Origin of the sequence: Alkalibacterium putridalgicola (assembly GCF_900109825.1) — a bacterium.
Lineage (GTDB): Bacteria > Bacillota > Bacilli > Lactobacillales > Carnobacteriaceae_A > Alkalibacterium > Alkalibacterium putridalgicola.
The window spans coordinates 36,860-63,037 of record NZ_FOBL01000003.1 but is presented as its reverse complement, the minus strand read 5'-3'; the positions used below and the strand labels follow the sequence as shown (position 1 = coordinate 63,037).

Below are 26,178 nucleotides of genomic sequence, written 5' to 3'. Positions count from 1 at the left end.
TCATGCTTAACGATTATTTATCTTCCTTGTTATCTCCAGGTTTGTCTGATGAACCGATGGCCACACCAAGAGAGATTCCGATGGCTATGCCGATAGCCAGATTGTCGAACAGGAGACCAAAAGTAATGCCCAGAGCAGTACCAATGGCCAGGCTTACCCCCATTCTATCATTGTTCTCCGTTTCGTCTTCTTCACTCATGATTCATACCTCCTCATATAATTGATAGATGATAAAAGAGTGTGCTCTTTACTTATACAATTCAAGTATACTCTAATGAATTTGAAAGTAAAAATTGTGCACGCTGCGATTCAATAATCAAACTTTTTCAGCTGGATCTAGTCATAACCAATCTTTTTTTCGATTGGTATTGTGTGTAATGGATTTCACGCTATAGACTGAAAAGGTACTTAAAATTATAGAGATCGTTAAGAAAGAATCAGGAGGAAGAACTATGGGATTTAGAAAAGACTTTTTATGGGGCGGCGCCACAGCGGCCAATCAGCTTGAAGGGGGATATGATCAGGACGGACGCGGAATGGCGAACGTGGATGTCGTGCCGATCGGTGAAGACCGCGGTCCGATCATCACAGGTCAGCAGAAACACTTCGACTTTGACGATGAGCATTTCTATCCGGCTAAAGAAGCGATCGATCACTACAACCGCTATAAAGAAGACATCGCGTTATTTGGCGAAATGGGCTTCAAAACATACCGCCTATCGATTGCCTGGACGCGCATTTTCCCTAAAGGGGACGAAAAAGAACCGAATGAAGCCGGTCTGAAATTCTACGAAGACTTATTCAAAGAATGTCATAAATACGGGATCGAACCATTAGTCACGATCACGCACTTCGACTGCCCGATGCACTTGATCAAGGAATACGGGGGCTGGCGCAGCCGCAAGATGGTCGATTTTTACGAAAACCTGACCCGCACCCTGTTTACCCGTTACAAAGGCCTGGTCAAATACTGGTTGACCTTCAATGAGATCAACATGATCTTGCACGCACCTTTCATGGGGGCTGGCCTGGCGTTTGAAGAAGGCGAGAATCAGACACAAGTGAAGTACCAGGCTGCCCATCATGAGCTTTTGGCCAGTGCTCTGGCAACGAAGATCGCGCATGAAGTGGATCCTGAAAATCAGGTCGGCTGTATGCTGGCTGCCGGTAAATACTATCCGAATACACCGCATCCAAGAGACGTCCTGGCGGCTCAGCAGGCTGACCGTGAAAACTACTTCTTCATCGATGTTCAGTCACGCGGGGAATACCCGGCTTATGCCTTGAAAGAACTGGAACGTGAAGGTGTGGAGATCCCGTTTGAAGACGGAGACAAAGAACTGCTGAAAGAACATACCGTGGACTTTATTTCATTCTCCTACTATTCTTCACGTGTAGCTTCAGGCGATCCGAAAGTGAATGAAAAAACGGCAGGCAATATCTTTGCTTCAGTCAAAAATCCTTATCTTGAAGCCAGCGAATGGGGCTGGCAGATCGATCCTTTAGGCCTGCGCATCACGATGAACGATATTTATGACCGTTATCAGAAACCGCTCTTTATCGTAGAGAATGGTCTGGGTGCCATCGATAAGCCGGACGAAAACGGTTATGTAGCAGACGATTACCGCATCGATTATCTGGCTCAGCACATCGAAGAAATGAAAAATGCTGTGGAACTGGATGGCGTCGACTTGATGGGCTACACATCTTGGGGCTGTATCGACCTGGTAAGTGCCGGGACCGGTGAAATGAAGAAACGTTACGGCTTCATCTATGTCGACCGCGACAACGAGGGGAACGGCACGCTGGAGCGTACACCGAAGAAATCCTTCCACTGGTACAAAAAAGTCATTGAGACGAATGGTGAAGATCTAAGCAACAACTAATAATAATCATGGGCTGTTGACTGAAAACGATCGGTCAGCAGCTTTTTTATGCACATTGACTGAAAAAACAGGGTCAAAAAGCGTATAATACGAAGTAAGGAATCAACGTGGAAGGGTGGACCTTAGATGGAAATCAGGGAACTGACAAAAGATCATGATCAGGAAATACACGACTTAAATGTTTACGCTTTTCGTTTGGAAGATACAGAGGAAACAAAAAAGTGGGTCGCTGACTGTTTTGCTAACGGAATCGCCTATGGGGCGTTTTCTGAAGAAAAACTGACCAGTTCAGTGATCATTTTTCCATTTGAAATGTATTACCATGGCCGTATATTGAAGATGGGCGGTATCGGGAACGTGAGCAGCTATCCGGAAGTCAGGGGCCAGGGAACGATCCGTCAGTTGCTGGAAAAGGCGCTTGAAGAAATGAGAGACCAGGGATACGTGCTTTCTTATCTCGCTCCGTTTTCTTACCGGTTCTACCGGAAATTCGGCTATGAAGTAGCTTTCGAACAACGACAGTATCAAATCATGCCAGAAGATTTCGGTCTTTTTGAAGCGCCGGAGAACCGCATAGAACGTGTACGTTATGAAGAGCAGAAAGAAGCGATCCAGGCGATCTACGAGAAGAAGGTAGCGCAGTCCGTAGGGCCAGTCAGACGAACAGGCTGGTTATGGGAGAAAAAATTTCTGTCGCCGGACAAGAAAAAGGTGGCGTTATACCGTGATGATAAAGGCAGTCCGCAAGGCTATCTCGTGTATGAGTTTACAGGGCACGATCAGAATACCTTTAAGATACATGAACTGATGGCTCTCTCAGGCACAGCCGAAAGAAGTTTGTGGGATTTTGTCAGTACCCACTCGTCAAGCTTTGAACGTTTCACTTATAGTGGTCGGTCAGATCAGCGTATGACCCATTTGTTCAATGAAGCAGACTTGAAACAGACCATGATGTCTCACATGATGGCGCGCATCGTGGATATGGAGGGTTTTCTGAAACAGTTTCCATTCCAAACATCCAAGCAGCAGGATTTCTGGCTGGAAGTTACGGATGATACCGCAGAGTGGAACAACAACGTGTTCAAACTTTCTGTTTCTGAACACGAAGTAAGTGTCACGATCGAAGAGCAACCGGGAAATGAATCCCGACACCTCAAAGACAGTATTCAGGCATGGACGCAGCTGTTCATGCAGTTCAAAACAGCTGATGAATTACAGTTTGAAGGATCACTTGCTGCATCAAAGGAAACGGCGCAGGCCCTGCAGGATATTCTTCCAAAAGGGGTGCCTGAACTTTACGACTATTTCTAAGTAAATCCTTATCTGACAACTTCTTTAAATCACTTGAGAAACAGCTCTCTGGACGTCAAGTTTTTTAGAGCTGTTTTTTCAATGTCATAAAAGAGAGAACAGGCTGTATGTACCGCAGAGCGATAAATGCTATACTGAAACTATAAGATGTAACAGGAAGGGGAGAAATCATGACAGAAAATACTTATCTGACGATCTTAAATACTCGAGGGTTTTTATATGAAGAAACTCGAATTGTAGCTGAGCTTCTGCATGAGGGGAAAACATACGAGACTATCCTGAAGATTCTGCTTGAAGAAAATCGTTTTCAGCTGAATAGTCAGGACCGGACAGTGCGTTTTTTTAATGAGATCCAAAAGCGTCTGGAAGAAATGGATGTATATTTGTTCAATCAGTTTTTGGTGACTGATACGGATACGAGTAAAGCTATCCTGTTTTACGCCCTGCTGAAGAAAGACCGGCTGCTGTTTGAATGGATGCGGGAAGTGGTGTGGGACAAGTTTCTGGTATTGGACTGGCATCTGAGTAAAAAGGAAACGTCAGCGTTCATTGAAACGAAGGCAAAAGAACACCAGACAGTCGCTCAATGGACGACCGACACGAAACAACTGCTCGGAGAAGCGTATCACCGTGTCCTGAACAATGTCGGCATGGGAAAGACAGATGGCGATGATATCCAACTCCAGCGCTTGAACATCGATCCTCACATCCGGCAGTATTTGATTGAGCGGAAAGAAAAAGAGTTCGTTGAAGTTGTATTGGGCGAACTGGTGGGATGATTTTTTCTAAATGATGTAAAGTCCTAAACAGGAAAATATGAAAGTCAGACTACAATCGTTTGACCTTGTTTGACCAATGCGTTATAATCATTTTAGATTCATTAAAAATATCATTTATGCTACACTTATTTAGAACGTATTTTAAGGAGGAAGTTACATGAATTTAGTACCTACAGTTATTGAACAATCCCCACGCGGTGAACGTGCCTATGACATTTATTCACGTTTGCTAAAAGACCGTATCATCATGCTTGGTGGACCGATCGACGATCAAGTGGCTAACTCAGTCATTGCCCAGTTGTTATTCCTGGATGCCCAAGATCCTGAGAAAGATATTTACCTTTACATCAACTCTCCAGGTGGAAGTGTTACAGCTGGACTGGCTATTTTTGACACAATGAATTTCATCAAAGCAGATGTTCAGACGATCGCTATCGGACTAGCCGCTTCTATGGGAAGTTTCCTGCTTGCAGCCGGTGTGAAAGGTAAACGTTTTGCCTTGCCGAACTCTGAGATCATGATTCACCAGCCATTAGGCGGTGCTCAAGGACAGGCAACTGAAATTGAAATCGCAGCGAAACACATCCTGAGAACAAGAGATCGCTTGAACAGAATCTTAGTCGAACGTACAGGACAGTCCATGGAAGTCATTGAACGCGATACAGACCGCGACTTCTTCATGACGGCTGATGAAGCGAAAGAATACGGCCTCGTGGATGAAATCATGGATACATCTGCGGATTTATCTAAATAACATCAAGAACTTGCGACCTGCTCTTTAAGAGCGGGTCTTTTTTTTATTGCATGAGAACCTTTAAGAAATCGTTTGACTGGTCATCCATTTTTATCAGGAGTATACTTAAGAAAGTGAAGAATTAGTGAAAGGAGGTCGTTAAGGGATTGGACACATCAGCAATAAACAGTAAAAACGTGACGACAAAGGGAGGTCTGCTTATTGGGGATGATAAAGCACCTGTAAAAATCGTCGAATTTATCAATCTAAGGTGTCCGTATTCCAAAGAGTGGTGGGAGAACTCTCTGCCTCTATTAGATAAATACGTCAAAGAAAGTATGGTGCAGCGCATCGTTAAACACTTTGATAAGGATACACCTGGTTTGAAGAAAGGAAATGTCCTTCATCGCTTTTTAGACCACAGTAACCCGGAACAGGCTAAAGAAGATATCACATACTACTTTGCTCATTTAGACGAATGGGGGAACTTGCCCGAAGACGCTATCGCTGAGTATGCAAAAGAAAAGAGACATGCCGCGGAACAGACTGACCGGGAACATGCCGAGAGTATAATAGAAGAAACAGAACAAGCCAATATTACCTTAGTACCCACGATCGTCCTTAATGATCATATTTTTGATGAGAACATTTCCGAAGAGGAACTTGATAAACTGATCAAAACGGAACTAGCCTATAAGGCGTAGACTTCAACGTTGGACAGGACGGAAAAAGTCCCACCATTTTGGTTTGATGGGTTGAAATCTGACCCGCTTACTGTTATACTTTGAATGTATGCAAGACAAGAGAGCAATCAGTTCGAGTTCAATAAGGGATTCAGTGGAAAGGTGTTCGTGCACGTATGCTGTCGGTAATCGAAAAAGTTGCACCCGGAACACTGCACATATTGAAACAGCGCTATTACATCTTGAATCAGATCCAGAAAGTGGGTCCCATTGGCCGTCGTGCACTGGCGAATCGGCTGGGATTTACTGAACGGGTCTTGAGAAAAGAAGTTGAAGTCCTGCGAAGTCAGGGCCTGATCAAATCTTCATCTCAGGGGATGGAATGTACGCCGACCGGTATTACAGTGTTTCATCAATTGGACAAACTTATGGGACAGCATGTGCAGTCGCAGGAAAAAGAAGCAAAACTGGCGAACAAATTGGGTATCCATCATTGCACGATCGTAATCGGTAATGCGGATGCAGATCAGTCAAGTGCCAGTGATATGGCGCGAGCCACAACGGAAGTGCTGGATTTCCTGCTCCCTGAAGGTGCGAGTACGATAGCCGTCATGGGCGGAACGACAATGGTACACGTCGCAGAAGCAATGGGCCAGCAGATCGGTCTCAACCGTGATCTGATGTTTGTCCCGGCTAGAGGCGGCCTCGGTGAATCTGTAGATATTCAAGCCAATGTCATTGCCGAAAACATGGCAAAGCGAACTGGCGGAAAAAGTCGTGCGTTGTATGCACCGGAACATGTCAGGAGCGAAACGTATTCGCTGCTGCTTGAAGAACCTGAAATCAAAGAGACAATCGAATTAGTTGAAAATGCCTCTGTTGTTTTGTACAGTATAGGTAACGCCTTGGATATGGCGGAACGAAGAGGGATGAACGAAGAAACGCTGAAAGAACTTGAAAAATCTGAAGCAGTCGCCGAAGCATTTGGTGAGTTCATCAATCAGGAAGGCGAGATCGTCTATAAACTGTCTCGTATCGGCCTGCAGTCCTCAAAACTGCCCAGTATCCCGCATGTCGTTGCTGTTGCCGGTGGAAAAAACAAAGCCCGAGCGATCGCAGCACATATGAAAACTGCTCCTCCGCACACATGGTTAGTGACGGATGAAGCAGCTGCAAATGAGATTTTAAACGGGGGAAACCCTTTAAAATAAAAAATATTTTATTTCCAAGGAGGAAATTAGATTATGTCAGTAAAAGTAGCAATTAATGGTTTTGGACGTATTGGACGTTTAGCATTACGTCGTATTTTAGAAAGTGGATCAGATTTAGAAGTCGTTGCAGTTAACGACTTAACAAGTAATGAAGACTTAGCTTACCTATTCAAATACGATACAGCTCAAGGTACTTTCCAAGGAGATGTAGAAGCTAAAGGTGATTCTTTAGTAATCAAAGGTAAAGAAATCAAAGCTTATTCTGAAAAAGATGCACGCAACCTTCCTTGGGGCGACTTAGGTATCGACATCGTTCTTGAATCAACAGGATTCTACGTATCTAAAGAAGCTTCTCAAGCTCACTTGGATGCAGGAGCTAAACGCGTTCTTATCTCAGCTCCAGCTAAAGGCGATCTTAAAACAATCGTATTCGGTGTTAACCATGAAGAAATCAGTTCAGACGACACGATCGTTTCAGCTGCTTCATGTACAACAAACTGCTTAGCACCTATGGTCAACGTATTGAACAACGAATTTGGCCTAGACCACGGATTGATGAGCACGATCCACGCTTATACTTCAACTCAGAGCCTGCAAGACTCACCAGGCGGACGTAAGAGCCGTGCCGGTGCAGCAAACGCAATCCCAGCTTCAACTGGTGCTGCTAAAGCCGTAGGTAAAGTTATTCCTGCAGTTGACGGTAAAGTTGACGGAACTGCTGTACGTGTTCCAACAATCACTGGTTCAATGGTTGAGTTATACTCTGTATTGAACAAAGAAGTAACAGTAGACGAAGTTAACGAAGCAATGAAAAAAGCTTCTTCAGACGCATACCTTTACAATGAAGACGAAATCGTATCTTCAGACATCATCGGTGTGCCTGCTGGATCTATCTTCGATGCAACTCAAACTAAAATCCAAGACGGTAAAAATGGTCAGTTAGTTAAGACTGTCGCTTGGTATGACAATGAATACGGATTTACTGGTAACATGGTTCGTACTTTAGAATACTTCGCTAACAAATAATAACCAGCGAAAATAGGCTTCTAAAACAACCAACCAAACAGAAATAAATAAAGCGGGGGAGCTACTACTCTACTATTTAAGAGAACAGAAAGATTAATGCGCAAGCAGTCGATCAGATATGTTCAATCAAATAGAGGGGATCGCGCTTCCCCCTTTTTTTGTGAAAATCTAAAAGTATCATGTTTTGTAACGTTTAAATTCGAAAGGAATGATTCGACTAATGGCAAAGAAAACTGTTAAAGACCTTGACTTGAAAGGCAAAAAAGTATTAGTACGTGCAGACTTCAACGTACCGATGAAAGACGGTAAAATCACTAACGACAACCGTATTCAGGCCGCATTACCAACTTTGGAATACGTTCTTGAACAAGGTGGAAAAGCGATCGTCTTTTCTCATCTGGGACGTGTGAAAACGGAAGAAGATAAAGCAGGCTTGTCAATGAAACCTGTTTCTGAACGTTTAAGCGAATTACTAGGCAAAGACGTAAAATTCGTGGCAGAAACACGCGACGAAGAGCTTGAGAATGCTGTAAGTAATTTGAAAGACGGCGAAATCCTGATGTTTGAAAACACACGTTTCGAAGATGTCGACGGGAAGAAAGAAAGCAAAAACGACCCTGAATTAGGCAAGTACTGGGCAAGCCTGGGCGATGTATTCGTCAATGATGCCTTCGGTACAGCTCACCGTTCGCATGCATCTAACGTAGGGATCGCTTCAAACGTTGAATCAGCTGCTGGTTTCTTAGTAGAAAAAGAAATCAACTTCATCGGTGGCGCAGTCGACGAACCAAAACGTCCCTTCGTTGCTATCTTAGGCGGAGCAAAAGTTTCAGACAAAATCGGTGTTATCGAAAACCTGATCTCTAAAGCTGACAAAGTCCTTGTCGGTGGCGGAATGACTTATACCTTCTATAAAGCCTTAGGTAAAGATATTGGTAACTCTTTATTAGAAGAAGACAAAGTGGACTTGGCTAAGGAATTGATGGAAAAAGCCGGCGACAAGCTTGTTTTACCTGTTGATTCAGTCGTGGCTTCAGAATTTTCAAATGATGTGCCAACTGAAGTAGTCGGCGACAACATCCCTGAAGGTAAAATGGGTCTGGATATCGGACCGAAAACTGTTGAGCTTTTCGAGAAAGAACTGAAAGGCGCAAAAACTGTCGTCTGGAACGGTCCTATGGGCGTATTCGAGATGGAAAACTTTGCTCAAGGCACGATCAAGGTCTGTGAAGCTTTAGCTAACTTAGATGAAGCAACAACGATCATCGGTGGTGGCGACTCAGCTACAGCAGCCCAGCAGTTAGGCTTCGAAGATGACTTCAGCCACATCTCAACAGGTGGCGGCGCATCACTGGAATACCTTGAAGGTAAAGAACTTCCAGGAATCGCAGCTATTTCAGATAAATAATTAAGAAAAGCAAAACAAGCCCGGTTTGATTCCCATGAAAAATAGGAAATTTGCCCCGAATGAGCATACTGCGCAATGGGGAAATTTATCTTTTTTCATCGGGAATCAGGCTTGAATTGCTGGACAACAAGAAAAGCAATACAATTGTACCGAGGATCCTGAACGTATGGATCCTCAGTCAATTGACTATCAACAAAATAAGGGAACAAACTACGAAAGAGGGATAAAAGAATGCGTAAACCTATTATTGCAGGAAACTGGAAAATGAATAAAACCTCCGTGGAAGCCGCTCAGTTTATCGACGATGTTAAAGGGAAAATTCCTTCTAACGATAAAGTCGACGCTGTTATCGGTGCGCCAAGTATCTATCTTCAAAGCTTAGTTGACTTGACTGCAGATTCAGAATTAAAAATCGCAGCACAAAACAGCTTCTATGAAGACGAAGGTGCCTTTACAGGAGAGAACAGTCCCAAAGCACTCGCAGGCATAGGTGTCGAATACGTGATTATTGGACACTCTGAACGTCGTGAAATCTTCCACGAAACAGATGAAATGGTCAACAAAAAAGCACATGCTATCTTTAGAAACGGTATGCTGCCGATCATCTGTGTGGGAGAAACACTTGAACAAAAGGAAGCTGGCCAAACCAACGACTTAGTAGCTGGACAAGTAAAAGCTGCTTTAGAAGGGTTATCAGCAGACCAAGTGAAATCTCTAGTCATCGCTTACGAACCTATCTGGGCGATCGGTACTGGTAAAACAGCAACAGCTGAAGATGCCAACAACACGATCTCAGTTGTTCGTCAGACAGTTGCAAAATTATATTCTCAAGATGTGGCTGATGCTGTCCGTATGCAATATGGCGGATCAGTTAAACCGGCAAACATCAAAGAATTGATGTCACAGCCAGACATCGACGGCGCTTTAGTCGGCGGAGCAAGCCTTGAAGCAGACTCGTTCTTACAATTACTGGAGGCGGCTGAATAAATGAGTAAAGCACCCGTAGCAATCATCATTCTGGACGGATTCGGATGGCGTGAAGAAGAATACGGTAATGCCGTAGCTCAAGCAAACAAGCCGAACTTCGACCGTTACTGGAATGAATACCCGCATAACACCATGCTGGCTTCCGGCTTAGCTGTCGGATTGCCTGAAGGTCAAATGGGTAACTCAGAAGTCGGTCATACCAACATCGGTGCCGGACGCGTGGTTTATCAGAGCATCACGCGTATCGACAAAGCGATCGAAGACAATGAATTCGAATCCAATGAAGCATTGAACAATGCGATCGCTCATGTGAACGACAATGATTCTGCTCTGCATTTGTTTGGTCTTGTATCAGACGGCGGCGTGCACAGTCACCAGCGTCATCTGACTGCTTTAGTTGAAGCTGCTAAAGATAAAGGGGTAGATAAAGTTTATATCCACGCCTTTACTGATGGCCGTGACGTGGCTCCTGATTCAGGTGTCCGTTTCATCGAAGAATTGCAGGATATAGTTAAAGACCTTGGAGTTGGAGAAATCGCAACGATTTCCGGTCGTTTCTATGCAATGGACCGAGACAATCGCTGGCCACGTATCAAAAAAGCTTACGATGCGATCTTCCATGGTGAAGGAAACAAAGCGACCGATCCTGTTCAGGCTATGAAAGACAGCTATGCCAATGAAAAAATGGACGAGTTCGTCGAACCTGTCGTGATCGAAAAAGACGGAAAACCCGTTGCAACAGTCAACGACAACGATGCGGTCATCTTCTTCAACTTCCGTCCGGACCGTGCGATCGAGCTGTCTCGTGCACTGACTGAAGACGATTTTGATGAATTTGACAGAGGCGACAGACCTAAAAACGTCAAGTTCGTGACATTCACACAATATACAGCTGACATGGATGCAGAAGTCATGTTCCCGCCCGTCTTCTTGAAGAACGTTTTGGGTCAGGTTTTAGCTGATAACGACAAGACACAACTGCGTATCGCTGAAACTGAAAAATATCCGCACGTGACTTTCTTCATGAACGGTGGAACGAACGACGAATTTCCTGGAGAAAAACGTATCCTGATTCCATCTCCTCAAGTTGAAACCTATGACTTGAAGCCGGAAATGAGTGCGTATGAAGTGACCGATGCCTTGCTTGAAGACGTTAAAAACGACAAGCATGACGCGATCATCCTGAACTACGCTAACCCGGATATGGTCGGACACTCAGGTATGCTGGATAAAACGATTGAAGCTATTGAAGCTGTCGATGAGAACTTAGGCCGCTTCGTCGATCTGATCCACGAAAAAGGCGGAACAGCGATCATCTTTGCCGACCACGGTAATGCTGATACTGAACTGACACCTGAAGGCGATCCACACACAGCACACACAACGGTGCCTGTTCCTGTTATCGTGACGAAAAAAGGTGTCACCCTGCGCGGCGACGGTAAACTTGCTGACGTAGCGCCGACAATGCTTGATCTTCTGGGCATTGAAAAACCTGAAGAAATGACAGGCGAAAGCTTGATCCAGAAAGACTAATCTAACGATTTTAAATTGTTTTTTGAAAAAAGAACAAGTAAAATAAAATTACACCACCTGATACCCGGCGTTGAGTCGGGTACAGGACAAACAAAGGAGAGAATTATCAATGCCATTTATTACAGACGTAATTGCACGCGAAGTTTTAGACTCACGTGGTAACCCAACGATCGAAGTTGAAGTTTATACAGAATCAGGTGCTTTCGGGCGCGGTATGGTTCCTTCAGGCGCTTCTACTGGTGAACACGAAGCCGTAGAACTACGTGACGGCGACAAAGACCGTTATTTAGGTAAAGGCGTAACTAAAGCTGTTGACAACGTGAACAACACGATTGCTGACGCTATCATCGGTATGGACGTTCGTGACCAAATGGGTATCGACAAAGCCTTGATCGACCTGGACGGTACACCAAACAAAGGTAAATTAGGCGCAAACGCAATCTTAGGCGTATCTATTGCTGTTGCACGTGCAGCTGCAGACTACCTTGATCTTCCATTATACCGTTACCTTGGCGGAACAAACACGAAAGTATTGCCAACACCAATGATGAACATCGTTAATGGTGGATCACACTCAGATGCACCTATCGCATTCCAAGAGTTCATGATCTTGCCAGTTGGCGCACCAACATTCAAAGAAGCTCTACGCTGGGGTGCTGAAATCTTCCACGCACTTAAAGCAATCTTGAAAGACCGCGGACTTGAAACGTCAGTTGGTGACGAAGGTGGATTCGCTCCTAAGTTCAAAGGAACTGAAGACGGCGTAGAAACAATTCTTGAAGCTATCAAAAAAGTTGGTCTTGAACCTGGTAAAGATGTATACCTTGGATTTGACTGTGCTGCTTCTGAATTCTACGAAGATGGCGTATACAACTATGCTAAATTCGAAGGCGAAAATGGCGTAAAACGTAATGCTGAACAGCAAGTAGATTACCTTGAAGAATTGGTAAACAAATACCCAATCTTATCTATCGAAGACGGTATGGACGAAAACGACTGGGACGGATTCAAACTATTGACAGATCGTTTAGGCGACAGAGTTCAATTAGTTGGAGACGACTTGTTCGTTACAAACACTGAGATGCTTAACCGTGGTATTAAAGAAGGTAACAGCAACTCTATTCTGATCAAAGTCAACCAGATCGGTACATTGACAGAAACATTTAATGCGATCGAAATGGCTAAAAAAGCTGGCTATACAGCAGTAGTTTCTCACCGTTCTGGTGAAACAGAAGATTCAACGATCTCTGACATCGCTGTTGCAACAAATGCCGGACAAATCAAAACAGGTTCATTGAGCCGTACAGACCGTATCGCTAAATACAACCAGTTACTAAGAATCGAACACCAATTAGGCGACTTGGCTGTTTACGAAGGCATGCAAGCTTTCTACAACTTAGCTAACAAGTAATACCGATTGATTCGATTAAAAGATCGTACTACGAAAAGTAGTGCGGTCTTTTTTTAGTGTAATAACAATTGAAGGTCTCCCGCAGCAATTTATCGTGAACCAAGTATATAAATGCGCTTACAATTATGATAAACTTTAAGTATGTATACATAATTTATCAATATATAATATCAAGAGCTGGAAAAGGGGTGTTGATATGATTAGACCGATTCTGTTCTTCATGACTGTCATGCTGCTGTCAGGCTGCAGCGCTATGTCCGAGGAGCCTGTTCCTCATAATATGATTTCCGATGAAGATGTGGTTGAAGAGACCATTATTTTTTCATTTACAGATACTAACCGGTTCAATAAAACCGATCTTGATCTGGGCATTCCCAAACTTCAGCTAATGAATGGTACGTTTAGAGAGCTGAATACCGATTTTAGTTTGAAGGTTGAATATTATGATGATGGATGGCAGGAGATAGACACGATCGATTACTACGTAAAAAATTACCCGTATTCGTTACAAAGAGAAGAAAACCTTACATATTCTCTTTTTACTGATCATTTTGACCAGCCTTTAGCCAGTGGAAGATACAGGATAACTCTGGACTATGCTCTCTTAAATGAAAGAGATGATCAGGAAGAAGATTACACTATAGGGGCTGTTTTCTGGTTGAACAACTAAATTTGAAGGAAGGAGAACAGTATGAATAAAAAATCGGTTCATAATATCTTGCTTTTCTTCAGCCTGTTTCTGATCGGACTACTGTTATCAGGATGCCAAACGGCCCAGATCAATACAGCAGTTACCTTGCCAGACGATATTCATGTGGAACAAGATCACGAAATTGAAAGTCAGATAGTGAGTTCTTTTGAGCGCGAGACTTATTCAAATGAAGAAATGGATGAAATGTTTTACCTTGTGGAGAATCTCTCAGAACAGCCGATCGAAGTGAGTGAATTTTATTTTGTTCAAAAGTGGGTAGAAGATGAATGGAAATCACTTGATAATAATGCGATCGAACGAATAGAACGGACTGTTCAAGTATTTCCAGGGGAAACTGCTGAGTTTGTATTCTGGCTGTCTATGGAGTCAGGTAATATTGACGAAGGCACTTATCGCTTGTCCACACGAATAACTTTCCTTGAAGAAGAGGAAGAGCATCAGGAAGGCCAGGCTTTCAATATCGTTATACCCTTTGAAATAACTGAATAATGGGTGGAAAATCATTGCTACTTGTGCTATATTATAACGTAGGAGAATTGTCAGAAGGAGGTTACGTTTTTATGTATGATATATTACTTACAATCATGCTTATTCTATCAGTATTCATCATCATCGTTATCGCTATGCAGCCTACAAAAACACAAAGTGCATCCAATGCTTTCATGGGCGGTGCCAGTCAGCTTTTCGGCAAACAGAAAGCACGCGGATTTGAAGCCGTGCTGATCAAAACGACCGTAGTGAGTCTCATACTCTTTTTCGGTTTAGCATTCACTTTAAGCCAGTTATTTTAGTCAATAAATAATTAGACAGTACTCTTGTTATCTTTAACTTACACGAGCGAAAGCTTCTGAAGTGAAGAAAACAGGAGTACTTTTTATTTATCAGTCACAGTCGTTTATTTGTATGTGGGAGTTTCGACATACTCAACGATGTTTGGATAAGAATAAACGGTATGAGGGTACCATTGGCTTTGCTCAAATTTAAATTCCTGTGAGTACGCTGAATGAAGGCATCATTGGCATTGCTTAAACTGAAATACCGGCGAGTACGTCGAATGAAGGCATCATTGGCATTGCTCAAATCAAAATACTTGTGAGCACGCTGAATGAAGGCATCATTGGCATTGCTCAAATTAAAATACTTGTGAGTACGCTGAATGAAGGAATCATTGGCATTGCTCAGACCAAAATACCGGTGAGCACGACGAATGCAGGCATCATTGGCATTACTCAAATCAAAATACCGGTGAGTACGTCGAATGCAGGCATCATTGGCATTGCTCAGACCAAAATACCGGTGAGCACGACGAATGCAGGCATCATTGGCATCACTCAAATCAAAATACCGGTGAGTACGTCGAATGAAGGCATCAGTGGCATCACTCAAATTAAAATACCGGTGAGTACGTCGAATGCAGGCATCATTGGCAGTACTCAAATGAAAAGCCCTGTGAATAGGTCGAAAACAAAGCTCTATCGGCTAGTTGAAACAAAAATCGCTGTGGGCTCGCCGACAAGTGTCCGGTATCGGATGATTCAAACATAAGATATTCTTAAGCAGGTCGCAGATCGAACCAATGAAATCTACAAACAATAACAGCTTTATTTCTGAATGATTCTGGTAAAGGGATTTATACCTTAACTTGTGTTTCGGTATAAAATTGTCACAATTTAAGGTAAAATGGAAGAGAGTCTGAAGGAGGATTTTTTTATGAATAATCAATCATTATTTTATGAAAGTGGAAAACGGGCCGTTCTGTTGTTTCACGCCTTTACGAGTACACCCAAAGATGTACTGAGTTTAGCAAGAGCGCTGGAACGAGCCAATTATACAGTGTACGCCCCGGTTTTATCTGGACACGGGACAGGAGATCTTGATGATTTGTTCGATTATACGATCGAAGACTGGACGAAAGATGGAGAAGAAGCCGTTGCCTTTTTAAAAAGTAAGGGGTACGACCAAATCGCGGTCTTTGGCTTGTCGCTGGGAGGCGTCGTGGCCTCGCATTTATTACTGAATGAAGAAGCCGTTATCGGCGGGGGCACATTCTCTGCACCGGTCGTAACGCAATACGACAATCATGTCACCGACAGCTTCCTTCCATGGTATAAGAATGTGAAACGGGAAGAAGGCTATGACCGTGAAGAGCTGGCCGGACTGATGACTAAAGCCGAAGTCGAATTAAAGGCAATGTTTGCAGACTTGAAAGAACATGTCTCAACTATGGAAGAAAAGTATCCGTCTCTTAATAAGAAAGTCTTTATCGGACAAGGTGAAAAAGACGAACTGATCGAACCGGATACCGCACGTATATTTAGAGAATCATTAGAACAGGCTGAGGTATCCATCAAGCTGTATGAGGATGGCGAGCATGTTATTACAACAGGAAAAGTAGGAAAAGAGCTGCAGACACATGTCCTGACGTTCTTATCGACACTTGACTGGAATGGAGGAGACAAATGAGTAAAGAGAAAGACAAGGATTTAAAAGAAGAACAGGAACGGAAAGAACTGAAAAAGAATATCATCTCATTTATGAAAGAACAGAACGAAGAAGCGCTGGAAGTGAATGAAATCAGCGAAGGGCTGAACCGTTCCGGTGCCAAGGACTTCAAGAAACTGGTAAAAGCGATCGCTGAGCTGGAAAGAGAAGACAAAGTCGTGCTTTTACAGAGTGGTAAATTTAAATTAAAAGAAGGTTCAACGGCAATGACCGGGCGTTTCAGCGGGACTGACCGCGGATTCGGTTTTGTCACGATCGAAGAGTATGAACAGGATATCTTTATCCCGCCAAATGCCACGAAATCTGCCTTGAACGGAGACATCGTGAAAGTCAAAGTCACGCAGGAAGCCTTGCCGCATAAAGACAAAGGACCGGCCGGGGAAGTCATTGAAATCGTCGAACGCGGGACCGAACACGTCTTTGGAGAATTTCATCCCTATAATGATGAAGAAGTGAAAGAAAAAGACCTCTACGGTTACGTGAAACCTAAAAATCAGAAAATGCCGGATCTCATCGTTGAGATCGAAACAAAAGGTCTCCGCCCTGTTGACGGCAGTATTGTTCAAGTTGAAGTCACGGACTTTGCCCACGAGGGTGAAACCAATCATTTAAGAGGAATCGTGACTAAAACGCTTGGTCATAAAGACGAGCCCGGCATCGAGATTCTGACGGTCGTTCACAAATACGATATTCCAAGTGAATTTCCAAAAGCTGTCACAGATGAAGCGGAAGAAGTACCGGATACGATCAGTGACGATGACCTCAAAGGACGTAAAGACTTGCGTGAAGAAGTCATTATCACGATAGATGGTGCAGATGCCAAAGACTTGGATGATGCGATCCAGGTGAAACGACTGGAGAACGGAAACTACTATCTGGGCGTCCATATTGCCGATGTTAGCCATTACGTAACTGAAAACAGCCCGATGGACGACGAAGCATTCGAACGCGGTACAAGTGTGTATCTGACGGACCGCGTGATCCCAATGCTGCCGCAGCGCCTGTCCAACGGCATCTGCTCGCTGCATCCGGATGTCGACCGACTGACACTGAGCTGTGAGATGGAAATCGATCAGTCCGGTGAAGTCGTGGATTATACCATCTCACCAAGTGTGATCAACAACCATTACCGTATGACATATCAGGCCGTGAATGAAATACTTGAAGAAGATGATCAGGAACGTAAAGAAGAATACAAAGAAATCGTTCCAATGCTCAAAGAGATGGAAACACTGCACAATATCCTTGAAGAGAAACGAGTGAGACGCGGATCCATCGACTTTGATACACGCGAAGCAAAAATCCAGGTCGACCCAACTGGTTTCCCAGTGGATATCCTGCTGCGTGAACGTGGAGTGGGCGAGCGTCTGATCGAGTCATTCATGCTGTCAGCTAACGAAACGGTTTCTGAACATTATGCCAAACAGGACCTGCCGATTTTATACCGTGTCCATGATAAACCGGATGAAGGAAAAATGCAGCGGTTCATCGAGTTCGTCAGTGGCTTTGGCATCAATGTCAAAGCCTTGAAAGATTCGATCAGTCCCAAGAAACTCCAGGATATCCTGGATAAAGTAGACGGTACGCCGGAAGAAGGCGTCATCAGTATGCTCCTATTACGATCCATGCAGCAGGCAAAATACGATGTCGTACCGATCGGTCACTATGGTTTGGCTGCGGAGTATTACTCTCACTTTACTTCACCGATCAGACGTTATCCGGACTTGATCCTGCACCGCCTGATCCACTATTATGATGAAGTGGGCAAAGGTCAGAAAGCGAAAAGCCGCTGGAATGCCAAACTGCCGGAAATTGCTGAACGCAGTTCCATGACTGAACGCCGGGCCGTGGATGCAGAACGTGAAACAGATGAAATGAAAAAAGCAGAATACATGTCCACTAAAATCGGCGAGAAATTTGAAGGGGTCATTACTTCTGTGACAGGCTTTGGTCTGTTCGTTCAACTGCCGAATTCAGTCGAAGGACTTGTGCATATCTCGAATATGAACGATGACTACTATGAGTTCAACGAAAGAGAACTGCTGCTCATCGGTCAGCGTACCGGAAATACTTTCCGTATCGGACAGTCGGTGGAAGTCCTTGTTACGAAAGCAGACAAGGAAACCTACGAGATCGACTTTGAATTAGTTGAAGACGAAGAAGCGAAAGCCAAACGTGAGAAAGATAAAAAAGAAAAAAAAGCGCGTAAATCACGTAAAGATGGCAAAGGCGACAAGAAGAAACGCTTCAGAAAAGGAAAATCTAAGAAAGACGACGGCAAAAAAGGACCTGATGGCAAAAAAGGATCAAAAGGTCACCGAGGCCGCCGCAAGACCAAAAAACCAAAAAAATAAAATAGAAGAGGAGGAGTTATATGCCAAAAGGAGAAGGTAAGCTGATTGCCCAGAATAGAAAAGCACGGTATGAGTATTCCATCCTTGATACTGTCGAGGCCGGAATCGTCCTGCAGGGGACGGAGATCAAGTCGATCCGCGCCGGTCGAATTAACCTCAAAGATGGCTATGCGGGCATTCGTGACGGCGAAATTTGGTTATATAATGTGCATATTGCTCCCTTCGACAAGGGAAATCAATTCAATCATGATCCAGTGCGAACACGAAAACTGCTCATGAAGAAAAAGCAGATCGATAAACTTGTCGGAGAAGTGAAACAAGGCGGTGTCACGCTGATCCCTTTAAAAGTCTATATCAAAAATGGCTTTGCTAAGGTATTGATAGGCCTGGCCAAAGGGAAGAAACAGTATGACAAGCGAGAAACGATCAAGCGACGCGACCAGGACCGTCAGTTAAGACGGGCTGTAAAAGAAAACTATTAAAATGAAAAAACGGTATGGGCTGTAGCTCATACCGTTTTTCTGTATAGCCTATAAAAAAACTGAATACGTTTTAGCCTGGCTATATTATCGCTAAACCTTCCGTAATTTGTTAGAATAAAAGAAGAAGATGAGTGAAGGAGAGGAAAAGTATGGCTAACAAGGGTGTCACGATATATTTTGTCCGTCATGGAGAAACATATTTGAACTATTATGGGCGAATGCAGGGATGGTGTAATGCACCACTGACGGATCACGGGAAAGAAGATGTCAGACGCTGCGGCCGTGGATTGAAAGATGTGAAATTCAATGCTGTCTATACGAGCGATCTGTCCCGAACACAGGAAACAGCTCAAATTATCCTGGAAGAAAACGGCCAGATCGAAACAATGAATATGATCCAGATGCCGGAATTCAGAGAAGTATTCTTTGGATCGATGGAAGGTATGTATGGTTCCGAAGCTTACGACAAAGTGAGAGATTATCTGGGGTACGAAACACAGAAGGAAATGTTCAGAAACACGGATGTGCCTGAACGAATGGATGCCTTTAGAGCTATTGATCCAGAAAAACATGCGGAAGATTTCATGATGTTCTGGTCACGTGTCGAGAAAGGCCTGATAAAACTGATCGATCGTCACCGCGACACAGGCGAGAAAATACTGCTTGTGGCACATGGTGGAACGATCCGCTATATCCTTCAGAATCTCGTTCCTGATCTTGATGATACAAAGAGTCTGTTGAATGCCAGTGTCTCTGTAGCCAAATATCAGGACGGTCTTTTCCATCTGGAACGCTATAATGATGTCTCGCATTTTAAAGATGCCGAATAAATAGAATAGAACCACTTTTTGAACTCTTGTATCCTGCTCAGGTCGGTCTGTAAATCAGAGAAACCTAAGCATGGGTGCAAGGGTCTTTTTATATATTTTAATCCTTTATGTATATTTGAATGGAAGTAATTACATAGTAACAATTATTAAATTAATATTATTACATTTTCATGTAATTTTCTAAAAACGAATTAATCATTGTGATACAATGAGCTTGTAAATAAATAATATAGCTATTATAGCTTAAGGATAGGAGAAAAATCATGTTAGAAAAAGAACAATATACGTTTAAAGATTATTTGAACAAAGTGTTAGCTGGAACAGCAAGCGGGATCGTGATCGGTCTAATTGCGAACGCCATTCTAGGCGGGATTTTTAAAGCCCTGATTCCTTATGCCTCAATTTTTGAAACATTGGCACTGGTTGTTTCCACCATGCAGTTTTTAACACCTGCAATTATTGGGGTACTAGTTGGGATGCAGTTCAAGTTAAATCCTATGCAGAGTGTCATAATCGGAGCAGGAACATTTCTTGGCTCAGGTGCGTATGCAGTGACAGATGCAGGTGTTACCTTGGTTGGCATCGGCGATTTAGTCAACGTCATGCTGATTGCTGGACTGGCTGTTTTCGTTACGCGCTTTCTAGAAGGTAAGCTAGGGTCATTGACTCTGATTCTTCTTCCGATCATCGTGGGCGGCGGAATCGGTACGATCGGATTATTAACTCTTCCTTATGTCAGTTTAGTCACCACAACGATCGGTAACGGCATCAATACCTTCACTCAGCTGCAGCCTTTATTTATGGCCATACTGATTTCTGTAGCATTTTCCATCATCATCATTTCACCGATTTCTACTGTAGCTATCGGTATAGCCATCGGTATATCAGGCTTAGGTGCCGGAGCAGCGGCGGTGGGAATTACGGCCTGTACAGCCGTCCTGGTTATCGGATCTCACCGTGTCAATGAAAAAGGAACAACACTGGCCATTTTATTAGGAGCAATGAAGATGATGATGCCGAACCTTGTCAGACATCCAAGAATCGTTGTCCCTATTATTGTCAATGCTATATTTTCAGGTGTCGGCGCTTATCTGTTCAGTATTCACGGCCTACCTCAGACTGCCGGATTCGGTATCGTAGGATTAGTTGGTCCTATTCAAGCAATCAACATGGGTTCAGCCCTTTGGACAGTGATATTGGCTTATTTCGTCATTCCATTTGGTGGAGCAGTACTTGTTGATGTATTATTTAATAAGGTGCTGAAAATCTACGAACACGAGATTTTCAAATTTGTACCTGCAACAAACTAGTATAAAAGGGGATTAGATTTATGAAAATTGCAATAGCAGGATCAGGTGCGCTCGGATGCGGATTTGGTTATCATTTACAAAAAAGCGGTGAAGATGTTACCCTACTCGATAATTGGGAACAGCATATAGAGAAAATCTCTAATGATGGATTGAACATTACGGTCAACGGTGTTGAAGATAATCTGAAAATGAAGATGTGCAGACCGAATGAACTGAACGAAGAAATGGATGCCATATTCGTATTCACCAAGTCAATGGGATTGAAATCAATGATGGAAAGCATCGATCATATCATTGGGCCTGATACAAAAGTCATTTGTCTTCTTAATGGGTTAGGCCATTTAAAAACTCTGGAAAATTATGTAGATAAAAAGAACATTATAATGGGGACCACAGTTTGGACAGCGGGTATCGATGCCCCGGGTATCACCCACTTCAATGGTCAAGGTCCTGTTGAACTTCAGAACAGTGATCCTAATGAAAAAGAAGGGGCCTTGCTGATCGTTGACATGCTGCACAAAAGCGGTTTGAATGGCGTATACAGTGATAATGTCAATTATACGACATGGCGAAAAGCATGTGTGAACGGGACGATGAATGCTTTATGTGCTTTACTAGATTCAACGATCGAAGAAGTTTTCTCGACCTCAACGATCGATTCCATGCTGTCAGGGATCGTTACAGAGTTTGCAACGGTAGCTAGACTCCAGGATGACATCGAACTGGACATCGAAGAAACAATCACTTACCTGAAAAACCTTGCAGAAAAAGTAGGGGCTCACTATCCATCGATGCATCAGGATCTAGCAAATAACAGACCTACAGAGATCGATTTTTTAAATGGTGCCGTGGCTGAAGCGTCAAAACGATTCGGTATTGAAGCACCTTATTGTCAGAGCGTCACTGACTTGATTCATGCTAAAGAAGATATCATGGGTATCCATTCGGCACCGACTAAGTAAATAATCAAATAAAGACTTGAAGCCTGCATTGGAGAGAATCTGGATGCAGGTTTTTGAGTTTTATTACAGAAAACAAGGACTAAAAGTTTAGAAAAGAGATTCATATTACCACTTTTAAATCAATATATGTTTATATATGTCAAATAGCCTTACTAAAAATAAGCGAACGTACTTTTCTTTCTCAGAAAGATGTGTTATAATAACTATAGAGTCAAGTCAGACTCTATCTAATATGTCGGGGTTGTTACGGATTCGACAGGCATAGATTGAGCTTGGGTTGCGTTCCGCAGGTGACGAGACTGCGTACCAACGTCACAGTTAAATATAACTGCAAACAATAATAACAACAACTACGCTTTAGCTGCGTAATAACAGCTTAGCGTGATCCGACCGGCATCGCCCATGTGCTCGGTATCGGGTCCTATAATAAGTGGGATACGCTTAGTCTTTCCGTCTGTAAGACTAAGAAGAGATCATCAGACTAGCGACGCATGATGCCTGTTTTACGGCTGATGCTGAGCGAACTTTCAAATAGTAAAACTATGAACGTAGATACTCGAGTGTCGATATGTCTGGACAGGGGTTCGACTCCCCTCAACTCCATACACTAAAAAAGAAGAGAAACGCCATTAATCCGGCGTTTCTCTTCTTTTTTATCGTTTCCCAGTTTTACTGGTCAAATTCGATCTGGTCTTCGATTTGACCGTCCTGACCGTGTACGATCACTTTTGTTTCAGCTTCTTCGGCTCTTTTACTGGCTTCTTCTATCGCTTCGTCTTTGTCATTCGTTTCAAAAATCGCTTCCCGTTCGCCTTCTTTTTTGACTTCCCAACGAGCATCTTCGCCGGTCACCACATGGTAGCGTGCATCGTCAGTTCCTGCTCTTTTTTCAAAATAATTACCACGGTTGTTGTCTGCTGGTGTCATTGATCTTGCTCCTTTCATTTTGTCTGACCTCAATTTCACATAAAACTGAGTATCTGTCAAAACATATGAATTGTCGACTTCTGAGAATGATTACGGGTTAAAGGGATCCACCAATACAGAAATTCAGAACAAAGCAGCCACCTCAAACGTAACGCCGCGTTACATGAAGGGCGTTCAGTTTAAAGAGACTGCTTACTGTAAGCATCACGTTAGGGGATCAATTATTGATGCGTTCACGGTTTTTTACGCTGACATTCCCAAGGGTTCTATATAGCGAGGCAATGTCTGTTTTCTTCGGAAATTCAAAGGTCTGTTCAGCTAAACGCTCGTTATTTGACTTCTGATAAGCATTCTCCAGGTAAGTAACAGTTATTTCACTATCATCGAAACCCGTGCCGGCCGTTTCCATTTCCACATTGATGATGGAATCGATGTAGATGGATTTGAATGAAACTTTCTTCCCTGTTGCTCCCTGTTTGTCGATAAAGAGGATACGCAGCGTCGTAAAGACGAGGTCGTCGCGGATAAGACGATACCCCATCATGATTTTCTCTCCATCAAAGAGATAGTCTGAGTATTCCTTTGTCAGTTCTTCAGGAGACTTTTCTGAGTGGTTACCGAGAGAACCCTGTATCATTGAGCTGAGATTGAATCCTTCCATGTTAACTCCTTCTTTCTATAGTGTTTGTTTAATTATACCACTCTTTAAAAGTTATGAAAGCTCGCAGCCATCAAAATGAAAAGGCTTTATGTAGATCGGCGGAATGGAGCAGATTGAACTAAGGACGTAATGCCAGATTCGACGTTGTCAGTGAAGTTTATATGTACACTAAAGAATTTCGTTGAATATCCAGATGAAGCTGTTGAATAGATAATTTAAAGTTAAAATGTAAGAAAAGAAACGGTATAATGAAAGTGATCAAGAAAAAGACAGATCGGCGGAAAGGAAGATTAGATGTCACAGCCCGAAATCGTACCGGCCGGAGACCAGGCACTGAAGGTTCTCTTTGAAAACAAAATCGACAGAAAAATCAATCAAAGAGTCAAACAACTTAGTGACCGGATCTCCCGAAAGAAAATCACCGGGATCACAGAAACCATTCCTGCCTTCCGAACTCTGACTGTGCTTTATGATACGCTTCAGACAGATTATCACACGCTCCTTTTAGATATTCAGCCACTGCTGGCTGACTTGGATGAGACCAGCAGGCTTAGAAAGCGGATCATTGAGATCCCGGTCTGCTATGACGAAACACTTGGACCAGATTTACAAGCTGTCGCCGAACACGCCGGGCTGTCTGTTGAGGAAGTGATCCAGCTTCACAGTGAACCTGACTATCTGATTTATATGCTGGGTTTTCTTCCGGGCTTTGCTTATTTGGGAGAGATGAACCCGATAATTAGTATGCCTCGGCTTGCATCGCCGCGCTTGAATATTCCGGCCGGGGCAGTAGGGATTGCCGGAGATCAGACCGGCATGTATCCTATGGCTTCTCCTGGAGGGTGGCGGATCATCGGCTCGACACCGGTCAAACTGTTTGATGCTGACCGGGAGTCCCCGATCCTGTATGAAGCTGGAGACTATATCCGCTTCCGGCCCATCTCTTTAAACGAGTATGAAGATATGAGCAGTCAAAACACAAATGCTGAAGATTTATATCATATAGTAAAGGAGGATAGCTTTGGGGATAAGGATAACGAATAGCGGTATGCATACAACGGTTCAGGATTCAGGTAGGAATGGCTTCCAGCGCTATGGGTTTTCTGCTTCGGGAGCCATGGACCTGACGTCTTTGAGACTGGCCAACATCCTGGTTGGTAATGAACGGGACGAAGCCGGTCTGGAAATGATTGTCACAGGCAGTTCCTTTCTTTTTACCCAGTCTAACACGATAGCTTTGACTGGCGCTGAATGTCGTCCGAAAATCAATGGAAAGCCGGTCAAGATGTACCAGACACTGAAGATCGACGCGGGGGACGAGCTGACGACCGGGTCACTCAAAGGGGGAACGCTGGCCTATATTGCCTTTGCCGGTGGACTGGATATACCGGAAGTCATGACTAGCCGATCAACAAGTACACGATATAGTCTCGGCGGCTTTCACGGACGTACCTTGGAAACAGGAGATTCTATAGCCTTTAGAAAACCGGATCCGTCGCTCAACAAGCGCACTCGCGATTTTTTGCCGGACTGGGTCAATCAAGATACGGAGGATATCATTCATCTCCGTGTGATTCCGGCTTCCATGATAGAGCTGTTCTCTGAAAAAGCGGCGGCCGGATTTTTTGAAAAAGAATACACGGTTTCGTCCCGGTCGGATCGGATGGGTTACCGTCTGGATGGGCCAAAGATAGAGACTATAAGTCAGGAAGCAGTTATCTCAGAAGCAACAGTGCTGGGGGATGTACAGGTCCCTCCAAATGGGCAGCCGATCGTGCTGCTGGCGGACAGGCAGACAACGGGCGGGTATCCGGTGATCGGGACGGTCTGTACGGTAGATATTCCAAGACTAGTTCAATGCTATCCGGGGAAAAGCATCCAGTTTGAGCCGATCACTTTGAAGAAGGCACAACACCTGCTGAAAAAACAGGAGCGATTTTTAAAAAGAGTGGAAACATACTTTAAGAACCAGAAAGAAACAACAGAGAATACTTCTGAAGCCACCGACGGAAAAGATAACCAGGAAGATGGTGACTGGTCTGCTGACAGGATCAGTGACCTGATTGAAACGGTCGATGCCTCTTCATTGAATTACTTTTCATATGAAGATGAACAGATAAAAATCAGGCTCGATAAACAGAACCCTCAGTCGAAAGAGGTCGGCCGAAATGTCTCTGAGAGAAAAACGAGACCAGAACCCGCTTTGGCGCCTTTTGAAACGGTCACTATCTCATCTCCCTTAGTCGGTCTGTTTTATACCAGTCCAGAAAATAAAGACACTCCTATTGTAAAAGAAGGGGACAGGGTCACGGCTGGTCAGATAGTCGGCAGGGTCGAGGCACTGAAGCTATCTTATGATGTTACAGCGGATAAAAGTGGAATCGTTCGCTCTTTTCAAGTAAACGACGGGCAGATGGTCGAATACGGCCAGCCGATCATGGAACTGGAAAGTGAAGAGTGATTAGAGAGA

The 26,178-nt window shown here is 43.7% G+C and carries 26 protein-coding genes and 1 other RNA gene; 24 read left to right on the top strand and 3 right to left on the bottom strand.

The genetic code is table 11. The features are described from left to right. Nucleotides 1-13: 13 nt before the first annotated feature. Complete coding sequence (locus BMX84_RS01840) at nt 14-199, bottom strand: glycine zipper domain-containing protein (RefSeq protein ID WP_091486611.1); 186 nt, start codon at nt 197-199, stop codon at nt 14-16. Between the two features lie 253 nt (nt 200-452). Between BMX84_RS01840 and BMX84_RS01835 the strand changes: the two genes are divergently transcribed. From BMX84_RS01835 to ssrA, 22 genes are all read left to right on the top strand, one after another. Beyond that, nucleotides 453-1,886, top strand: a complete 1,434-nt coding sequence (locus BMX84_RS01835; protein WP_091486608.1) for a 6-phospho-beta-glucosidase — start codon at nt 453-455, stop codon at nt 1,884-1,886. Nucleotides 1,887-2,012: 126 nt separating this feature from the next. Then, nucleotides 2,013-3,197 carry a GNAT family N-acetyltransferase gene (locus BMX84_RS01830; RefSeq protein ID WP_091486606.1) on the top strand — a complete coding sequence of 395 codons (1,185 nt, stop codon included), beginning with the start codon at nt 2,013-2,015 and terminating at the stop codon, nt 3,195-3,197. A 170-nt stretch (nt 3,198-3,367) separates the two neighbouring features. Continuing rightward, nucleotides 3,368-3,976, top strand: coding sequence for a DUF1819 family protein (locus BMX84_RS01825; protein ID WP_091486603.1), 609 nt, complete (start codon nt 3,368-3,370; stop codon nt 3,974-3,976). A gap of 157 nt (nt 3,977-4,133) precedes the next feature. Next, complete coding sequence (gene clpP / locus BMX84_RS01820; protein ID WP_091486601.1) at nt 4,134-4,730, top strand: ATP-dependent Clp endopeptidase proteolytic subunit ClpP; 597 nt, start codon at nt 4,134-4,136, stop codon at nt 4,728-4,730. 146 nt (nt 4,731-4,876) lie between these two features. Further along, nucleotides 4,877-5,413: a thioredoxin domain-containing protein gene (locus tag BMX84_RS01815; protein ID WP_091486598.1), complete on the top strand. Its 537-nt coding sequence runs from the start codon at nt 4,877-4,879 to the stop codon at nt 5,411-5,413. Between the two features lie 155 nt (nt 5,414-5,568). Continuing rightward, entirely contained in the window at nt 5,569-6,603 is a 1,035-nt protein-coding gene (locus BMX84_RS01810; RefSeq protein WP_091486596.1) for a sugar-binding transcriptional regulator, read from the top strand. Between the two features lie 33 nt (nt 6,604-6,636). Continuing rightward, the gene (gene gap / locus BMX84_RS01805; RefSeq protein WP_091486593.1) at nt 6,637-7,629 is read left to right on the top strand and encodes a type I glyceraldehyde-3-phosphate dehydrogenase; all 993 of its coding nucleotides are present in this window, start codon (nt 6,637-6,639) and stop codon (nt 7,627-7,629) included. A gap of 220 nt (nt 7,630-7,849) precedes the next feature. Further along, nucleotides 7,850-9,037 carry a phosphoglycerate kinase gene (locus tag BMX84_RS01800; protein ID WP_091486591.1) on the top strand — a complete coding sequence of 396 codons (1,188 nt, stop codon included), beginning with the start codon at nt 7,850-7,852 and terminating at the stop codon, nt 9,035-9,037. Nucleotides 9,038-9,268: 231 nt separating this feature from the next. Beyond that, on the top strand, nt 9,269-10,024 hold the full coding sequence (gene tpiA / locus BMX84_RS01795) for a triose-phosphate isomerase (RefSeq protein ID WP_091486588.1): 756 nt from the start codon (nt 9,269-9,271) through the stop codon (nt 10,022-10,024). Further along, complete coding sequence (gene gpmI / locus BMX84_RS01790; RefSeq protein WP_091486585.1) at nt 10,025-11,557, top strand: 2,3-bisphosphoglycerate-independent phosphoglycerate mutase; 1,533 nt, start codon at nt 10,025-10,027, stop codon at nt 11,555-11,557. It begins immediately after the preceding gene. A gap of 109 nt (nt 11,558-11,666) precedes the next feature. Further along, complete coding sequence (gene eno / locus BMX84_RS01785; protein ID WP_091486583.1) at nt 11,667-12,968, top strand: phosphopyruvate hydratase; 1,302 nt, start codon at nt 11,667-11,669, stop codon at nt 12,966-12,968. A gap of 196 nt (nt 12,969-13,164) precedes the next feature. Next, nucleotides 13,165-13,638 (top strand): immunoglobulin-like domain-containing protein, encoded by a 474-nt coding sequence (locus BMX84_RS01780; protein ID WP_091486579.1) that lies wholly within the window; start codon nt 13,165-13,167, stop codon nt 13,636-13,638. 21 nt (nt 13,639-13,659) lie between these two features. Next, on the top strand, nt 13,660-14,169 hold the full coding sequence (locus BMX84_RS01775) for an immunoglobulin-like domain-containing protein (protein WP_091486576.1): 510 nt from the start codon (nt 13,660-13,662) through the stop codon (nt 14,167-14,169). Nucleotides 14,170-14,240: 71 nt separating this feature from the next. Next, nucleotides 14,241-14,471, top strand: a complete 231-nt coding sequence (gene secG / locus BMX84_RS01770; RefSeq protein WP_091486574.1) for a preprotein translocase subunit SecG — start codon at nt 14,241-14,243, stop codon at nt 14,469-14,471. Nucleotides 14,472-14,772: 301 nt separating this feature from the next. After that, nucleotides 14,773-15,225 carry a hypothetical protein gene (locus BMX84_RS01765; protein ID WP_091486571.1) on the top strand — a complete coding sequence of 151 codons (453 nt, stop codon included), beginning with the start codon at nt 14,773-14,775 and terminating at the stop codon, nt 15,223-15,225. Nucleotides 15,226-15,390: 165 nt separating this feature from the next. Next, complete coding sequence (locus tag BMX84_RS01760) at nt 15,391-16,143, top strand: alpha/beta hydrolase (protein ID WP_177165428.1); 753 nt, start codon at nt 15,391-15,393, stop codon at nt 16,141-16,143. Continuing rightward, entirely contained in the window at nt 16,140-18,536 is a 2,397-nt protein-coding gene (rnr, locus tag BMX84_RS01755; RefSeq protein ID WP_091486566.1) for a ribonuclease R, read from the top strand. The genes BMX84_RS01760 and rnr overlap by 4 nt, the downstream gene beginning before the upstream one ends. 20 nt (nt 18,537-18,556) lie before the next feature. Next, nucleotides 18,557-19,018 (top strand): SsrA-binding protein SmpB, encoded by a 462-nt coding sequence (gene smpB / locus BMX84_RS01750; RefSeq protein WP_091486563.1) that lies wholly within the window; start codon nt 18,557-18,559, stop codon nt 19,016-19,018. Nucleotides 19,019-19,167: 149 nt separating this feature from the next. After that, nucleotides 19,168-19,848 carry a histidine phosphatase family protein gene (locus BMX84_RS01745; protein ID WP_091486559.1) on the top strand — a complete coding sequence of 227 codons (681 nt, stop codon included), beginning with the start codon at nt 19,168-19,170 and terminating at the stop codon, nt 19,846-19,848. A 263-nt stretch (nt 19,849-20,111) separates the two neighbouring features. After that, the gene (locus tag BMX84_RS01740) at nt 20,112-21,158 is read left to right on the top strand and encodes a PTS sugar transporter subunit IIC (protein ID WP_091486556.1); all 1,047 of its coding nucleotides are present in this window, start codon (nt 20,112-20,114) and stop codon (nt 21,156-21,158) included. A gap of 20 nt (nt 21,159-21,178) precedes the next feature. Further along, nucleotides 21,179-22,120 (top strand): 2-dehydropantoate 2-reductase, encoded by a 942-nt coding sequence (locus BMX84_RS01735; RefSeq protein WP_091486554.1) that lies wholly within the window; start codon nt 21,179-21,181, stop codon nt 22,118-22,120. A 237-nt stretch (nt 22,121-22,357) separates the two neighbouring features. Next, nucleotides 22,358-22,726: a transfer-messenger RNA gene (gene ssrA, locus BMX84_RS01730) on the top strand. A gap of 63 nt (nt 22,727-22,789) precedes the next feature. Here ssrA and BMX84_RS01725 read toward each other — a convergent pair. Together BMX84_RS01725 and BMX84_RS01720 are read right to left on the bottom strand one after the other, a co-directional pair. Beyond that, nucleotides 22,790-23,047 (bottom strand): DUF2188 domain-containing protein, encoded by a 258-nt coding sequence (locus BMX84_RS01725; protein WP_091486551.1) that lies wholly within the window; start codon nt 23,045-23,047, stop codon nt 22,790-22,792. A 217-nt stretch (nt 23,048-23,264) separates the two neighbouring features. Further along, nucleotides 23,265-23,708 carry a PH domain-containing protein gene (locus BMX84_RS01720; protein ID WP_091486548.1) on the bottom strand — a complete coding sequence of 148 codons (444 nt, stop codon included), beginning with the start codon at nt 23,706-23,708 and terminating at the stop codon, nt 23,265-23,267. Between the two features lie 294 nt (nt 23,709-24,002). Between BMX84_RS01720 and pxpB the strand changes: the two genes are divergently transcribed. Together pxpB and BMX84_RS01710 are read left to right on the top strand one after the other, a co-directional pair. Next, entirely contained in the window at nt 24,003-24,752 is a 750-nt protein-coding gene (gene pxpB / locus BMX84_RS01715; RefSeq protein WP_091486546.1) for a 5-oxoprolinase subunit PxpB, read from the top strand. After that, nucleotides 24,730-26,169: a 5-oxoprolinase/urea amidolyase family protein gene (locus BMX84_RS01710; RefSeq protein ID WP_143058655.1), complete on the top strand. Its 1,440-nt coding sequence runs from the start codon at nt 24,730-24,732 to the stop codon at nt 26,167-26,169. Before pxpB ends, BMX84_RS01710 begins: the two co-directional genes overlap by 23 nt. Nucleotides 26,170-26,178: the final 9 nt, after the last annotated feature.

Coding starts and splice junctions, on each gene's coding strand:
- BMX84_RS01840 (WP_091486611.1), bottom strand. CDS start 199: ATGAGTGAAGAAGACGAAACGGAGAACAATGATAGAATGGGGGTAAGC.
- BMX84_RS01835 (WP_091486608.1), top strand. CDS start 453: ATGGGATTTAGAAAAGACTTTTTATGGGGCGGCGCCACAGCGGCCAAT.
- BMX84_RS01830 (WP_091486606.1), top strand. CDS start 2,013: ATGGAAATCAGGGAACTGACAAAAGATCATGATCAGGAAATACACGAC.
- BMX84_RS01825 (WP_091486603.1), top strand. CDS start 3,368: ATGACAGAAAATACTTATCTGACGATCTTAAATACTCGAGGGTTTTTA.
- clpP (WP_091486601.1), top strand. CDS start 4,134: ATGAATTTAGTACCTACAGTTATTGAACAATCCCCACGCGGTGAACGT.
- BMX84_RS01810 (WP_091486596.1), top strand. CDS start 5,569: ATGCTGTCGGTAATCGAAAAAGTTGCACCCGGAACACTGCACATATTG.
- gap (WP_091486593.1), top strand. CDS start 6,637: ATGTCAGTAAAAGTAGCAATTAATGGTTTTGGACGTATTGGACGTTTA.
- BMX84_RS01800 (WP_091486591.1), top strand. CDS start 7,850: ATGGCAAAGAAAACTGTTAAAGACCTTGACTTGAAAGGCAAAAAAGTA.
- tpiA (WP_091486588.1), top strand. CDS start 9,269: ATGCGTAAACCTATTATTGCAGGAAACTGGAAAATGAATAAAACCTCC.
- gpmI (WP_091486585.1), top strand. CDS start 10,025: ATGAGTAAAGCACCCGTAGCAATCATCATTCTGGACGGATTCGGATGG.
- eno (WP_091486583.1), top strand. CDS start 11,667: ATGCCATTTATTACAGACGTAATTGCACGCGAAGTTTTAGACTCACGT.
- BMX84_RS01780 (WP_091486579.1), top strand. CDS start 13,165: ATGATTAGACCGATTCTGTTCTTCATGACTGTCATGCTGCTGTCAGGC.
- BMX84_RS01775 (WP_091486576.1), top strand. CDS start 13,660: ATGAATAAAAAATCGGTTCATAATATCTTGCTTTTCTTCAGCCTGTTT.
- secG (WP_091486574.1), top strand. CDS start 14,241: ATGTATGATATATTACTTACAATCATGCTTATTCTATCAGTATTCATC.
- BMX84_RS01760 (WP_177165428.1), top strand. CDS start 15,391: ATGAATAATCAATCATTATTTTATGAAAGTGGAAAACGGGCCGTTCTG.
- rnr (WP_091486566.1), top strand. CDS start 16,140: ATGAGTAAAGAGAAAGACAAGGATTTAAAAGAAGAACAGGAACGGAAA.
- smpB (WP_091486563.1), top strand. CDS start 18,557: ATGCCAAAAGGAGAAGGTAAGCTGATTGCCCAGAATAGAAAAGCACGG.
- BMX84_RS01745 (WP_091486559.1), top strand. CDS start 19,168: ATGGCTAACAAGGGTGTCACGATATATTTTGTCCGTCATGGAGAAACA.
- BMX84_RS01740 (WP_091486556.1), top strand. CDS start 20,112: ATGTTAGAAAAAGAACAATATACGTTTAAAGATTATTTGAACAAAGTG.
- BMX84_RS01735 (WP_091486554.1), top strand. CDS start 21,179: ATGAAAATTGCAATAGCAGGATCAGGTGCGCTCGGATGCGGATTTGGT.
- BMX84_RS01725 (WP_091486551.1), bottom strand. CDS start 23,047: ATGACACCAGCAGACAACAACCGTGGTAATTATTTTGAAAAAAGAGCA.
- BMX84_RS01720 (WP_091486548.1), bottom strand. CDS start 23,708: ATGGAAGGATTCAATCTCAGCTCAATGATACAGGGTTCTCTCGGTAAC.
- pxpB (WP_091486546.1), top strand. CDS start 24,003: ATGTCACAGCCCGAAATCGTACCGGCCGGAGACCAGGCACTGAAGGTT.